Consider the following 13,084-nt stretch of genomic DNA (forward strand, 5'->3'; position numbering starts at 1 on the left):
CGCGGCATCCCCCGAAAGGACCAGCGCGCGGGGGTGTCCCCCGCTCAGGGGGGAGCCGTCCGGAGGGCGGCCCTGGTCGCGGGCGTCACCAGTGCGGGCAGCGCGAGCGTCCACAGCGCGCTGACCCGGGCGGCGAGTTCGTCGTCCGCCATGGGGGTGGCCGCCAGCACCTCGATCCCGGCCACGGCCGCGGCCAGCAGGGTCTGCGGGCCGGTGCGCCCGGCGTCGGCGGTGAGTTCCCCGGCGGCGCGGGCCTGGTCGAGCAGCGCCCAGGAGGTGGTCAGCCACACCTGGAAGAAGTCGGCGTGCCCGCCCTCCCGGCCGTGCAGTTCGCGGCTCAGGCGGAAGTTGGCGCGCAGGCCGGGGTCCTCGCGCAGGCTGCGGGCGAGCCAGTGGGTGGAGTCGATCAGGGTCTGCAACGGTGAGCCGTTGTTGCGCGCGGCGAGCGCGTCGACCGAGTCGGCGAGCAGGGTGCGGCCGTACTCCCCGACGGCGTCGGCCAGTTCGCTCTTGGAGCCGAAGTGGAAGTACAGCGCCCCCTTGGTGACCCGGGCCGCGCCGGTGATCTGGGCCAGCGTCGCGTTGGCGTAGCCGTTGCGGTCGAACAGCTCGGCCGCGGCCGACACCAGCCTGCGGCGGGTGGTCACCGACCTCTCCTGCATGTCTCTCCCCTCCCCTTCGTCGGTGTCCGGTGCCGCTCAGCCCGCGTGGGCGAGCCGCCCCCAGGACGGCTGCGGGGCCTCCCGTTCGGGCCCGGCCGCCAGGATCGACTGCTGGAGCCGGCGCAGCCCGGGCGAGGGCTCCAGGCCGAGTTCGCGCACCAGCGTCATGCGCAGCCGCTGGTAGACGGCGAGGGCGTCGCCGCGGCGGCCGGAGTGGTGCAGCGCGATCATCAGCTGGCGGTGCAGCGACTCGTGCATCCGGTAGCGGCCCGCGAGCACGGTGAGTTCGCCGAGCAGTTCACGGTGGCGGCCGAGCCGCAGTTCGGCCTCGATCCGCTGGTCGAGGGCGCACAGCCGGGCCTCCTCGAGGCGGCGGATCTCCATGTCGAGCAGGGAGCCGGCCCGGACGTCGGCGAACGCGGAGCCCTTCCACAGGCCGAGTGCGTCGTGCAGCCGGCGGGCGGCGCCGGGGAAGTCCTCCTGGGCCATCGCCCGGTAGCCGTCGGCCGCGCGCCGCTCGAACTCGTGGGCGTCGCTGACTCCCCCTCTGGTGTCGAGGTGGTAGCCGCCGGGGACGGTGGCCAGCACCCGCTTGGCGTCGTACGGGTCGCCGGCCCGCCGCAGCGCCTGCGCGATCAGCTCGCGCAGTTGCAGGACGTAGGTCTGCAGGGTGTTGCGGGCGGAGCGCGGCGGGCTGCCGTCCCAGAGCTCCTCGATCAGCAGCGCCACCGGCACCGTCCGGTCGGCGTGCAGGGCGAGGACCGCCAGCAGATGCCGTGGCTTGGGGGCCGTCGGGGCGATGGACACCCCGGATTCCCGTACGTCGAGCGATCCCAGCACATCGATGTCCACGGTGTCTCCCCTGGTCGCTGCCCCGGATGGGCACGGGACGGCACCGGCGCCGCCCCCGCAATTAAAAACAGACTATACGGTTTGCTAGTAGAAGACCAGTCGGTCTGTTTTTGTTTCGGGGAACGGCCGGGGCACGGCCGGGGCACGGCGAAGGCCCGCATCCCGGGTGGGGATGCGGGCCTTCGGGACCGGTCCGGCTCCCGGGTGGGGAGCCGGACCCGGCGCACGGAACACGTGTCCTGGTGGGTCACGCACCGGTCCGACGGGGCGGTCGGCGGGTCAGGACTGCCGGTGCCGCCGGGGTGTGCGGTCCGCGGCCTCGCCGCGGTCGGCCCGGTCGCGGACCGGCTGCCGGCGTTCGCGCCGGCCGCGGACCCGCCCGGTGGGACGGGCCCGGTAGACCTGCGCCAGGACGTGCCAGGGCGAGCACAGCAGTGCGTCGTCCACCTCGGACGGCCCGTCGGGCGGGAGGGCGGCCACGGCCGGTCAGCCGCGACGCACGGTCAGCGGGAGCGAACGGGCGCCGAACAGCCCCTCGCGGTGGAAGTCGTACTCCGCGCCGGGCGTGATCCGGATGTCGGCGAACCGGGCGAGCAGCGCCTCCAGCGCGATCCGGCCCTCCAGCCGGGCGAGCGGCCCGCCGAGGCAGTAGTGGATGCCGTGCCCGAAGGCCAGCTGCGGGTTGGGGCTGCGGCGGTGGTCGAAGCGCTCCGGGTCCGGGACGTGCCGCTCGTCGTGGTTGGCCGACAGCAGCGAGGCCATCACCATCCGGTCCGCGGGGATCACCACCCCGCCGACGGTGACCTCGCGGGTGGTCACCCGGGCCGCCACCGTGATCGGCGGGCGCATCCGGAGCACCTCCTCCACCACCGCGGGGATCAGTCCGGGATCGCTCCGCAGCTCGGCCGCGACCTGCGGGTTCTCCTCCAGGCACAGCACGGTGTTGCCGAGCAGCATCGAGGTGGAGACATGGCCGGCCATCAGCAGCAGCGCACCGAACTCGACGATCTGCCGGTCCGTCAGCCGCTCCCCGTCCAGCTCGGCCGCGGCCAGCCGGGTCAGCAGGTCGTCCTGCGGGGCGCGGCGGCGCTCCTCCACGTGCCGCTGGAGGTAGGCGTGCATCTCCTGCAGCGGCTGCTTGACCAGCCGCTCGTAGTCGTCCCCGGCCTCGTCGCCGAACTGCATCTCCACCGCGTCGTCGACCTGCACCGACAGCATCCGGTCCGACCAGCTGCGGAACAGCTCCCGGTCCTGCGGCGGCACCCCGAGCAGCTCGGCGATCACGATCACCGGCAGCGGGTAGGCGAAGTCGCCGACCACGTCGAAGGTGCCGCCCTGCACCGCGTCGAGCAGCTGCCCGGCGAGCTCGGTCACCCGCGGCTCCAGCTCGGCGACGGTGCGCGGGGTGAACGCCTGGCTGACCAGGCTGCGCAGCCTGCGGTGCAGCGGCGGGTCGATGACGGAGAGGATCTCCTCGCTCAGCGCGCTGGAGTCCGGCCGCAGCCGGCCGAGGTCCGAGGAGAAGACGGCGGGATCGGAGGTGACCGCCAGCACGTCGGCGTGGCGGTAGACGTGGAACACCCCGTACCGGTCCTCGTGGACCGGGTGGTGGTCGCGCATCTCGCGCAGCCAGGCGAACATCGCCGGGCCGCCGTCGGCCAGGGAGGGCGGGGCGGGAACGGTCTGCTGGTCCATCATGGCTCCTTCGGCGCGGGCAAGGGTGCGGGCCGCCCGGGCCGGGCGGCCCGCCCGCGCCCGGTCAGGTGTGGTCGGCGGCTACGGCGGCGGGCGCCAGCGCGTACGGGTCGAGGGCGTCGGCGGGGTGGTGTTCGATCTGCAGCCGCAGGCCCAGGTCGTGCTCGGCGGCCATCTCCAGCAGGACCTCCATCGCCAGGTGGTCCTCCAGGGCGAAACCGGTCGAGTCGAAGACCGTCGTCCGGCCGCGCAGGTCGCGGGCGAGCGAGGGGTCCGCGCACAGCTCGCCGAGGCTGAGCCCGATCTCGTCCCGCGCCAGCTGCTGGCACTCGCCCTCGTGGCGGGCCTGCTCCGGGTGGTCGGGGCTGACGTAGGCGCGCCGCAGCAGGTCCAGCGGCAGCTCGGTCTTGCCGACCAGGTCGGCGCCGATGGCGTTGACGTGCAGGTGCGGGCGGGTGACGGTGTGCGCGGGCAGCACCGGGGGGCCGTCCACCGCGACGGTCGTCGCCGTGCAGATGATGTCGGCCGACGCGGCGATCAGGTCGGGCCCGGCCACCCGGACGTCGAGGCCGAGGAAGGCGACCCGGTCGGCGAGGCTCGCGGCGTGCACCGGATCGGTGTCGTGCACCAGCACCCGCTCGAGGGGGAACACCCGTGTGAGCGCGTGCAGTTGGGTGACGGCCTGGGCGCCGGCGCCGATCAGGCCCACCACCCGGCTGTCCGGCGCGGCCAGCAGCCGGCTGGCCACCGCGGACGCCGCGCCGGTGCGGATCGCGGTGAGCAGCACCCCGTCGATCAGCGCGGTCAGCGACCCGGTGGTGTCGTCGAACCGGGCGACCGTGCCCAGGATGGTCGGCAGCCCGAACCGGCCGGGGTTGCCCGGGCTGTAGCCGACCGTCTTCAAGGTGATGCTGTCGCCCGGTTCGCGGTGCGGCATCCACTCCCAGATGCCGGGGACCGGCTCGGCCCGGACGAAGCCGCCGCGCTGCGGCGACAGCGCCCGCCGGCCTCTGCCGACCTCGGCCAGTCCCTCGGCCAGCCGGTCGATCACCCGGTCCATCACCGCGTCCCGGCCGACTCTCTCCACCACCTGTGCCACGTCACGTTCGCTCAGGACCCAGGTCTTCATCCGACGCTCCCAGAGTTCGATCGCCGGCCGTCGGGATCGGCCGGGGGCTGAGCGCACCAGCGTGGCCGGGGGCCTTGACACGGGCCTGATGGGGCTGACGGGGCCCCGGGGGCGCCCCGTGCGCCCGTCAGCTGGATCAGCCCGCTGTCAACGCGCCCGCCGAGACTGTCCGGCGCCCGCACCGCGCCCGCACCGAGGGCGCCGGGGACCCTGCCGGGCCCGACGGAAGGACGACCGATGCTGGATGGATGCGTGCCCTGGCCGCCGGAGGTGGCCGAGCGGTACCGCGCCGCCGGGTACTGGCGCGGCGAGACCCTGGGGTCGCTGCTGCGCGGCTGGGCCGAACGGTACGGCGACCGGGTCGCCCTGGTGGGCGCCGACGGCGTCCGGGTGACGTACCGCGAACTGGACGCCTGGTGCGACCGGTTGGCGGCCGGGTTCGCCGAGCGCGGGATCGGCCCGCGGGAGCGGGTCCTGGTGCAGCTGCCGAACACCCCGGCGTTCGTGGCCGTGTGCTTCGCACTGTTCCGGGCGGGTGCGCTGCCGGTGTTCGCGCTCCCCTCGTACCGCGGCAACGAGCTGCGGCACCTGGCCGAACTGTCCGGTGCCGTGGCCTTGGTGGTCCCGGACCTGGTCAGAGGCTTCGACCACCGGGAGCTGGCCCGGGAGCTGCGGGCCGAGGTGCCGCGGATCGCCCAGGTCTTCGTCGCGGGCGACCCGGGTGCGGGAGGCGACGGCTTCACGGCCCTGTCCGACCTGGAGCGTGCCCCGGCCGTGCTCCCCGAACCGGACGCCGGTGACGTCGCGTTCTTCCTGCTCTCCGGCGGGACCACCGCACTGCCGAAGATGATCCCGCGCACCCACGACGACTACGCCTACCAGAGCCGGATCACCGCCGACCTGTGCGGACTGGGCCCGGACACGGTCTACCTGGCGGTGCTGCCGGTCGAGTTCAACTTCCCCTGGGGCTGCCCCGGCGTGATCGGGGTGCTGGGCACCGGCGGCCGGGTGGTGTTCGCCGAGGAGCCCACCCCCGAGGTGTGCTTCCCGCTGATCGAGCGCGAGCGGGTCACCATGACCTCGGTCATCCCGACCATCGTCCACCTGTGGCTCGACGCCGCCGGGCGCACCGGCAGCGACCTCTCCAGCCTGGACGTCCTGCAGGTCGGCAGCTCGAAGCTGCACGACGAGGTGGCCGCCCGGATCGGGCCCGGGCTCGGGGTCCGCCTGCAGCAGGTCTTCGGCATGGCCGAGGGGCTGCTGACCTTCACCCGCTTCGACGACCCGCGCCCGGTCGTGCTCACCACCCAGGGCCGCGCGGTCTCCCCGGCCGACGAGATCCGGGTGGTCGGCACCGACGGGCGGGACGTCCCGGACGGGGAGACCGGCGAGCTGCTGACCCGCGGCCCGTACACCCTGCGGGGGTACTACCGGGCGCCGGAGCACAACGCCACGGCGTTCACCGAGGACGGCTTCTACCGCAGCGGCGACCTGGTCCGGCGGACCGCGGACGGCGGGATCGTGGTCGCGGGCCGGGTCAAGGACGTGGTGATCAGGGGCGGCGACAAGGTCTCCGCCACCGAGGTCGAGGGCCATCTGACCGCCCATCCGGCGGTCCAGCAGGCGGCCGTCGTCCCGATGCCGGACGCCCTGCTGGGCGAGAAGACCTGCGCCTTCGTGGTGCCGGCGGCCGGCGGACCGGCCCCGACCCTGCCGCAGCTGCGCAGGCTGCTGCGTTCGCGCGGACTGGCCGACTTCAAGCTGCCGGACCGGGTGGAGGTGGTCGACGGCTTCCCGCTGACCGGCCTCAACAAGGTGGACAAGAAGGTCCTGGCGGCACGGGCGGCCGACCTGGTCCGCTCCGGTGCGGCAGCCGCGGACGCGGGCTGAGGGAGGAGTGCGATGAACAGCGCAGCGCACTACCTGGTGCCGTTCCAGCGCCGCGGCAGCATCGTCGGCCAGGCCGACCTGGCGGCGCTGGCGGACGTGGTGCACTCACCGGACCCGCTGTCGGCGGGCGTGTGGCGCGAACGCTTCGAGCAGCGGTTCGCCGACCTGACCGGCGCCCGGCACGCCCTCTCGGTGACCAGCGGGACGGTCGCCCTGGAGCTGGCCGTCCGGCTGCTCGACCTCGCCCCCGGGGACGAGGTGATCGCCACCCCGCAGACCTTCCAGGCGACCGTGCAGCCGCTGCTGGACCACGAGGTCACGGTGCGGTTCTGCGACGTCGACCCGGACACCCTGAACATGGACCCCGCGGTGCTGGAGGGCCTGATCACGGCCCGCACCCGGGCGATCCTGCTGGTGCACTACGGTGGTCTGCCCGCCGACATGACCCGGGTGCTGGCGCTGGCCCGGCGCGCCGGCATCGTGGTGGTGGAGGACTGCGCCCACGCGCTCGGGGCCGCCCACCGCGGCGTCAGCCCCGGTGCGCTGGGCGACATCGGCTGCTTCAGCTTCCACTCCACCAAGAACATCACCACCCTCGGCGAGGGCGGGATGATCACCCTGAACCGGGCCGACTGGGCCGAGCGGGTCGAACGGCTGCGCGGCAACGAGGTGGACGGGGTGTTCGTCCCGGTCACCGACCGCGCCGGCGAGGAGCCGGCCCTGCTGCCGTGGATGCGGTTCTCCGCCGACGTGTACCGCCGGGCGGCCGTCGGCATCCGCGGCGCGGGCACCAACGCCACCCTGTCGGAGGCGGCCGCCGCCGTCGGGCTGGTGCAGCTGGACGCACTGGAGCGGTTCACCGAGCGCCGCCGCTGGATCGCGGGCCGGCTGGACGCCGCCGTCCGCGGGTTCCCCGGCACCCGCCTCCAGCGGGTACCGGAGGGCAGCAGCCACGCCTACCACCTGTACACCTTCTTCCTCACGGCCGGACGCGAGGCGCGGGAGCGCTTCGTCCGGGCGCTGGACCGAAGAGGCGTGGAGGTCCAGCTGCGCTACTTCCCGCTCCACCTGCTGCCCGAGTGGCGGCTGCGCGGCCACGGCCCGGGCGAGTGCCCGCAGGCCGAACGGGTCTGGTTCGACGAACAGGTCAACCTGCCCTGCCATCCGGGCCTGACCGACGACCAGGTGGACCACCTGGTCGACTCGGTCGGCCACGCCCTGCGGGAGGCCCTGATCGGCACCGGCGGCCGCCGGCTCGCCGTGCGCTGACCGCGTACCACGCCCCCTTCCCCGACCCGACCGACCAGAGAGGCGCAGCACCGTGCCGTTCATCGATGTGAAGATCTACGACCGCCGGCTCGACGAGCGCAGTGAGCGGGAGCTCATCGAGCGGATCACCCAGGCCGTGGTGGACGTCTTCGACGAGTCCATCCGGGCCCAGACCTGGGTGGCGCTCACCGGCGTCGCCCCCCGGCAGTGGGGCATCGGCGGTGTCCCCGGCAGCTGACCGGCGCCGCCCGGCCGGGCAGGTACGCGGCCGGGCCGGCAGTCAGGCGGGCAGTCAGGCGGGCAGCCCGGCGCACATCCCGGCGAGCAGCCAGTCGAGGGCGCGGTCGAAGTCACGGTCGCGCAGTTCGCCGATGCTGACCCCGGAGTGGCGCTCCATCATGCCGCCGCCGGCCTCGATGCCGGGTGCCTCGGCCACGCTGCCGGCGACCTCCTCCAGGAACTCGTCGGCGGTGCGGCCCGACTCGCGCCCGTACTCCAGCCAGCGGCTCTCCATCGAGGTGAAGCCGTAGACGTACTGGAAGACGGCCGACAGCGCGGCGGGCCGCTCCTGCTCGGGCAGCGGGGAGCGGGCCACCACCTCCTGGGCGCAGGCGGAGAACCGCATGCTCTGCGGCCCGATGTTGAGGTACTCGCCGTACGAGCGGATCGCCCACGGGTGGGCCACCATGGTGCGGCGCCAGGCGGCGGCCAGGGCCCGCAGGTCGCTCTGCCACGGCCGGCCGGCGGTGAGGTCGGGGAGGTCTATCTCCCCGGCCACCGCATCGAGGGCCAGCTCCATCAGGTCGTCCTTGTTGGCGACGTACCAGTAGACGGACATCGGGGTGACGTTCAGTTCGGCGGCCAGCAGCCGCATGGAGAACTGGGCGTCACCCTCCGCGTCGAGCAGCCGCACGGCGGTGGCGACGATCTTCTCCCGGTCGAGGTTGCCCGCGCCGGACCCGCTCTCGGCGGCCCGGCGGCCGCGGGCCGGCCGCGGGGTGAGCCATACGCTCTTCCTCGGTTGCGAGGCTCGCTTGGCGGCCACGTTCGTCCTCCTGGTGTCGTCCTCGGGCGGCAGGTGCTGCAGCAAAGGTACGCGGCCGGGTGCGGGAGTCCCCGCACCCGGCCGCCGGTGACGGATCAGGCGGACGCCGCCGCCGGCTCGCGGCCGTTGTCCGCGTCCTGGGCGGCCGCCTCGGCCAGGGCCGCCCGGTGTAGCAGCAGACCCGCGACCAGACCGCCGGCGAAGACGGCAGCGGCGCCGATCAGCTGGCTGGCGCTGACCCCGTCCGCGAAGGCGTCCCGGACCCGGGCCTGGAGGTCCGCGGTCGGGGCGGCGGCCAGCGCCTCGTGCAGGGAGCCGGCCGTGCCCGCGCCGAGGGCGGCGGGGAGCAGCGCGGCGAACCGGGAGTTGAGCACCGCACCGAGGACCGCGACGCCGAGGCCGCCGCCGAACTCGGTGATGGTGCCCTGGACGCCCGCCCCGACGCCGGCCTTCTCCGGCGGGATGGCGCCCATGATGGCGTTGGCCATGGCCGGCATCGCCAGGGCGATGCCGCAGCCCATCAGCAGCAGGCCGACCAGCATGCCGCCGTAGCCGTGGCCCCGGCCGCCCACCGTGGCGACCGCACCGAGGCCGCCGGCCAGCAGGGTCATCCCGGCGGCGATGGTCCCGGCGGAGCCCAGCTTGGGAAGCACCTTCGCCCCCACCCCCAGCAGGTTGAGCGCCACGATGGTCAGGGCCAGCGGGGCCATCCGCAGGCCGGCGGCCAGCGGGCTGTAGCCGAGCACCAGTTGCAGGTGCTGGGTCAGCAGGAACAGCGAGCCCGCCATCCCGAACGCGACCAGGATGCCGCCGGCCACCGCGCCGTTGAACCGCCGGTTGCGGAAGAAGCCCATGTCGAGCATGGGGAACGGCACGTGCAGCTCCCACCGGACGAACCCGGCCAGCGCGAGCAGTCCGACCACGGCGGGGACCAGCACGCCGGCCGAGGTCCAGCCGTGCTCGGGGCCGGAGATGATCGCGTAGACCACGCCGACCATGCCGACGGTGGACAGCACGGCGCCGACCAGGTCCGGCCGCTTGCCCAGCGGGTTCTTGGTCTCCGGCACCAGCCTGGCGACCGCCAGCCCGCCGATCACCGCGACCGGGACGTTGATCAGGAAGATCGAGCCCCACCAGTAGTGGGCGAGCAGGACGCCGCCGAGCAGCGGGCCGCCGGCGAAGCCGAGCGAGCTGACGGCGCCCCACAGGCCGATCGCCTTCGGCAGTTCGTCGCCCTCGAAGACCTGCATGATCACCGCCAGCGTGGTGGTCATCAGCAGGGCCCCGCCGATGCCCATCCCGGCGCGGGCGGCGATCAGCTGGCCGGAGGAGTGGCTGAACGCGGCGGCCAGCGAGCCGAGCCCGAACAGCACCAGGCCGGTGATCAGCGCCCGCTTGCGGCCGTAGCGGTCGCTCAGGCTGCCCGCGGTGAGCAGCAGCCCGGACTGGACCAGCGCATAGGCGTTGATCATCCATTGGATGTCGGCGGTGCTGGCGCCGAGGTCCTCGGTGAGCGAGGGGATCGCGAGGTTCAGGATCGTGTTGTCCAGCAGGACGACGAGCTGCGCGAGGCAGATGACGCCGAGGATCACCCAGCGCCTCGGGTTGCGGGCCACGGCCGGGGCGGCCGCGCTCTGTGTGATGTGCAAGGGGCCCCCAAAGGACGAGTGCGAGGATGTGCTCTACAGCGTAGAGCACAGTTATACGTTGTACAAGTGAACTGCGTGACAGGCCGTCCGACCACGCCGGATGCGGGGTGCGGGACGGCCCGCGGGAGCCCGGTGGCGGGCGGCGGACCGCCGGTCAGCCGGCCCGGGACGGCCGGGCGGATGCCGGCGGTCCGCCGAACCCGGCCGGCCCGCTGTCCAGTTGGCCGCGCTCCACCGGACCGGCGGCCAGCCGGGGCAGCAGCAGGTCCCAGAAGCCGGCGAGCAGATCGGGGCCGAGCCAGGCCGGGTCGAACCGGGCCAGCACCTCGGACCCGAGGACCACCGCGGCCACCGCGGCGGCGGCATCGGAGGGCGTCACGGCCGAGGTCAGCGAGCCGTCGAGGCGGGCCCGATCCACCAACCGCACGACACTCCGGTGCCACTGCGCCGGCAGACCGCTGCCGGCCCCCCGGGCCGCATCGCCGCCCAGCCGGAACCCGGCCCGCACCACGACGTCCTCCCGCAGCCGCCGGGTGAGCACGTGCGTGGCGTCCACCAGCACCTGGAGGGCGGAGATCCCGGGCCGCGCGGAGTCGTCGACCGCCGCCCGCACCCGGTCCACCGCCTCGGTCTCGACCGCGACGGCGAGCGCCTCCTTGCTCTCGAAGTGGAAGTGCAGGGCGCCGTTGCTGACACCGGCACTTCTACTGATCGCGGTCAACGAGGCCACCGCGAAGCCCTGCCGGTCGAAGGCCTCGGCCGCCGACAGCACCAGCCGGCTGCGGGTGCGGACGGCACGTTCCTGTTTGGGCGTCAAGAGAGCTCCTGGCATGGGCCTTCGGGCGGGCGCAGGGCGCCACCCGGAGTCGGGGCGGCTCGGTGCGCCCCGCGCAGCGTGAGGGGAACCGGGCGGCGGCGGACCGAGGTACGGCCACCCGGGGACAGCCCCGCACACACCCGGGCTGAACGGCCGACCGGCGCCCCGGGCAGGCCGCGGGGCCTGGCGGGCACCACGATACAAACCGCCGGACCCGCTTGCCAAGTCAAAGCAGACCGATCGCCTTGTTTTCTGGCCGCACCCCTCCCGGACGACCCCCACCGTCCCGGCGCCGGGCACGTGCGGGAGGGGGACGATCGGGAGCGCGCCCCGAGGGCGCGAGCTAGTAGTGCTTTGTTAGGTCGGGGCTGGGATGGGGCGGGCTGGTGGCTGATGGCAGGTCAGGCATGGGCCGTTCCAGCTGGTCCGAGCGTCGCAGCGGAGCGAACACCTCAACCGCGAACGCCTCCAACTCATTGCGCAAAGAGCCCAGCGCATCCGGAGTCATGCCTGCAGAGAATCGTCAAAACCCGCCCGAGACCAGAGCCCGCGCAGCACCTATCAAAGCACTACTAGGCGCAATGCCAGTGACTTAGGTTGTGCCTACTCTGGCGATCGCGATGACTGTGGGGCGAGCTTTGCCCTATTTCGTGGACACTTGGTTCCTATGCCACCAATCTCACCGTATCGATGGCTGATGACTCCTGCTCGAACTCGACGGGGCTGCGTAGCCGAGTGCGGAATGGCGGCGCCGGCGGTTGTACTTGGCCAGCCAGGAAAACATCTCGCTTCGGGCCTGGGACCGGGTCAGCCACCGCGAGCCGTAGAGGAGTTCGCGCTTGAGCGTGGCGAAGAACGACTCCGCCATGGCGTTGTCGTAGCTCGACCCCACCCGACCCATCGACCGCCGCATCCCGTGCGCGCGGCAGACCTCGGCGAAGGCCGCCGACGTATATTGCACCCCGCGGTCCGAGTGGAACACCACACCGCGCACGTTCCCGCCCCGGACACCGACCGCCGAGCGCACGGCGTCGACCACCAGACCGGACCGCATGCACTCGGCCGGCGACCAGCCGACCACCCCGCCGCGAGTGCATGTCGATCACCGTCGCCAGGTACATCCACGACCCGCCGACCGGCAGGTACGCGATGCCGCCGCACCAACGCACGTCCGGCGCGGCCGCGCGGAAGTCCCGCCCGACCAGGTCCGGGGCCGGCGGCACGCTCCGGTCCGCGATCGTCGTGCGGACCGTACGCCGCAGGTGCCGACCGGCCAGCCCGCGCTCGCGCATCAGCCCGGCGACCCGCTCGTGGTTGATCGGACCGTGCCGTTCCCGCAGCTCTCGGGTGATCCGCGGGACGCCGTACGCGCCGTACGACTCGCCGTGGATCTCCTCGATCCGCGCACCCAGGTCGTCGCCGGCCGACCTTCGCCTGGCCCGAGCGGCCGCCGCGGCGATCCACCGAAAGAAACCGGACGCCGAGACGCCCAGCACCCGGCACAGCCGCTGCACTCCGTACAGGTCGCGATGGTCGGAGATGAACCGCCAGCGGCCGGTCATCGGCCCATCTCCTCGGCAAAACACTGGGCAGCCTTCCGCAGGATCTCCTTCTCCAGCTCCAGCTCACGGACCTGCCTACGCAGTCGACGCAGTTCCTCGCGCTCTGCCGGGGTCAACGGGCCCCCACCGCCCGCGCCCAACGCCGCAGCTTCCGCGCGTGACACCCAGTTCCCGCGCCACCGACGAGACCCGGCGCCCGCTGGATTCCACCAGCGCCACCGCGTCCCGCTTGAACTCCCCCGAGTACCCCGCAGTACCCATGAGGACATCCTCTCCACAGACCCCAAGATCCGCTTCTCAGAAGTGTCCACACCACAGGGTAAAGCCCACTCCGGGGCAAAGCCCCTGATCAGGAGTGTCCGTCAAAGCGGATCAAGCCCAGGCTGGACCTGCATCCCGAGCACGTGCAGCCCCCCCCGCCCCAGGGGAGGGGCCTCGCGGTGGCGGGACCGGAGTGTCGGTGACGTACTGTTGAGTGTTCGGCATGGCCGCTCAGGACCGAGCCTTCTTCACG

At 73.5% G+C, this 13,084-nt stretch carries 11 protein-coding genes and 1 pseudogene; 3 read left to right on the top strand and 9 right to left on the bottom strand.

From position 1 onward, the window contains the following. Positions 1-44: 44 nt before the first annotated feature. The 5 genes from AC2TEW_RS26275 to AC2TEW_RS26295 form a co-directional block, all read right to left on the bottom strand. Complete coding sequence (locus AC2TEW_RS26275) at positions 45-662, bottom strand: ScbR family autoregulator-binding transcription factor (RefSeq protein ID WP_484625833.1); 618 nt, start codon at positions 660-662, stop codon at positions 45-47. 36 nt (positions 663-698) lie between these two features. After that, complete coding sequence (locus tag AC2TEW_RS26280) at positions 699-1,514, bottom strand: AfsR/SARP family transcriptional regulator (protein WP_484625834.1); 816 nt, start codon at positions 1,512-1,514, stop codon at positions 699-701. Between the two features lie 279 nt (positions 1,515-1,793). Continuing rightward, entirely contained in the window at positions 1,794-1,994 is a 201-nt protein-coding gene (locus AC2TEW_RS26285) for a hypothetical protein (protein ID WP_484625835.1), read from the bottom strand. Between the two features lie 6 nt (positions 1,995-2,000). Next, a complete protein-coding gene (locus AC2TEW_RS26290) occupies positions 2,001-3,212 on the bottom strand; it encodes a cytochrome P450 (protein WP_484625836.1) in 1,212 nt (403 codons plus the stop codon). Positions 3,213-3,273: 61 nt separating this feature from the next. After that, entirely contained in the window at positions 3,274-4,338 is a 1,065-nt protein-coding gene (locus AC2TEW_RS26295) for an ornithine cyclodeaminase family protein (RefSeq protein ID WP_484625837.1), read from the bottom strand. A gap of 237 nt (positions 4,339-4,575) precedes the next feature. Here AC2TEW_RS26295 and AC2TEW_RS26300 point away from each other — a divergent pair, with 237 nt between their 5' ends. From AC2TEW_RS26300 to AC2TEW_RS26310, 3 genes are read left to right on the top strand one after another with little or no spacing between them, the layout of a single operon-like run. After that, complete coding sequence (locus AC2TEW_RS26300; protein ID WP_484625838.1) at positions 4,576-6,228, top strand: (2,3-dihydroxybenzoyl)adenylate synthase; 1,653 nt, start codon at positions 4,576-4,578, stop codon at positions 6,226-6,228. Positions 6,229-6,240: 12 nt separating this feature from the next. Beyond that, positions 6,241-7,497, top strand: a complete 1,257-nt coding sequence (locus tag AC2TEW_RS26305) for a DegT/DnrJ/EryC1/StrS family aminotransferase (RefSeq protein ID WP_484625839.1) — start codon at positions 6,241-6,243, stop codon at positions 7,495-7,497. A 52-nt stretch (positions 7,498-7,549) separates the two neighbouring features. Then, entirely contained in the window at positions 7,550-7,735 is a 186-nt protein-coding gene (locus tag AC2TEW_RS26310; protein ID WP_484625840.1) for a tautomerase family protein, read from the top strand. A 54-nt stretch (positions 7,736-7,789) separates the two neighbouring features. On the opposite strand, the gene AC2TEW_RS26315 is transcribed toward AC2TEW_RS26310, so the two are convergent. The 4 genes and pseudogenes from AC2TEW_RS26315 to AC2TEW_RS26330 all read right to left on the bottom strand — a co-directional run bounded on the left by AC2TEW_RS26315 (position 7,790) and on the right by AC2TEW_RS26330 (position 12,831). Further along, a complete protein-coding gene (locus tag AC2TEW_RS26315) occupies positions 7,790-8,542 on the bottom strand; it encodes a TetR/AcrR family transcriptional regulator (protein ID WP_484625841.1) in 753 nt (250 codons plus the stop codon). Between the two features lie 95 nt (positions 8,543-8,637). Beyond that, entirely contained in the window at positions 8,638-10,185 is a 1,548-nt protein-coding gene (locus AC2TEW_RS26320; protein ID WP_484625887.1) for an MFS transporter, read from the bottom strand. A 160-nt stretch (positions 10,186-10,345) separates the two neighbouring features. Beyond that, positions 10,346-11,008 (bottom strand): ScbR family autoregulator-binding transcription factor, encoded by a 663-nt coding sequence (locus tag AC2TEW_RS26325; RefSeq protein WP_484625842.1) that lies wholly within the window; start codon positions 11,006-11,008, stop codon positions 10,346-10,348. 665 nt (positions 11,009-11,673) lie between these two features. Further along, positions 11,674-12,831 (bottom strand): annotated as a pseudogene (locus AC2TEW_RS26330) (IS3 family transposase). Positions 12,832-13,084 lie beyond the last annotated feature (253 nt).

The organism is Kitasatospora sp. NEAU-CNBT7, from assembly GCF_057220535.1.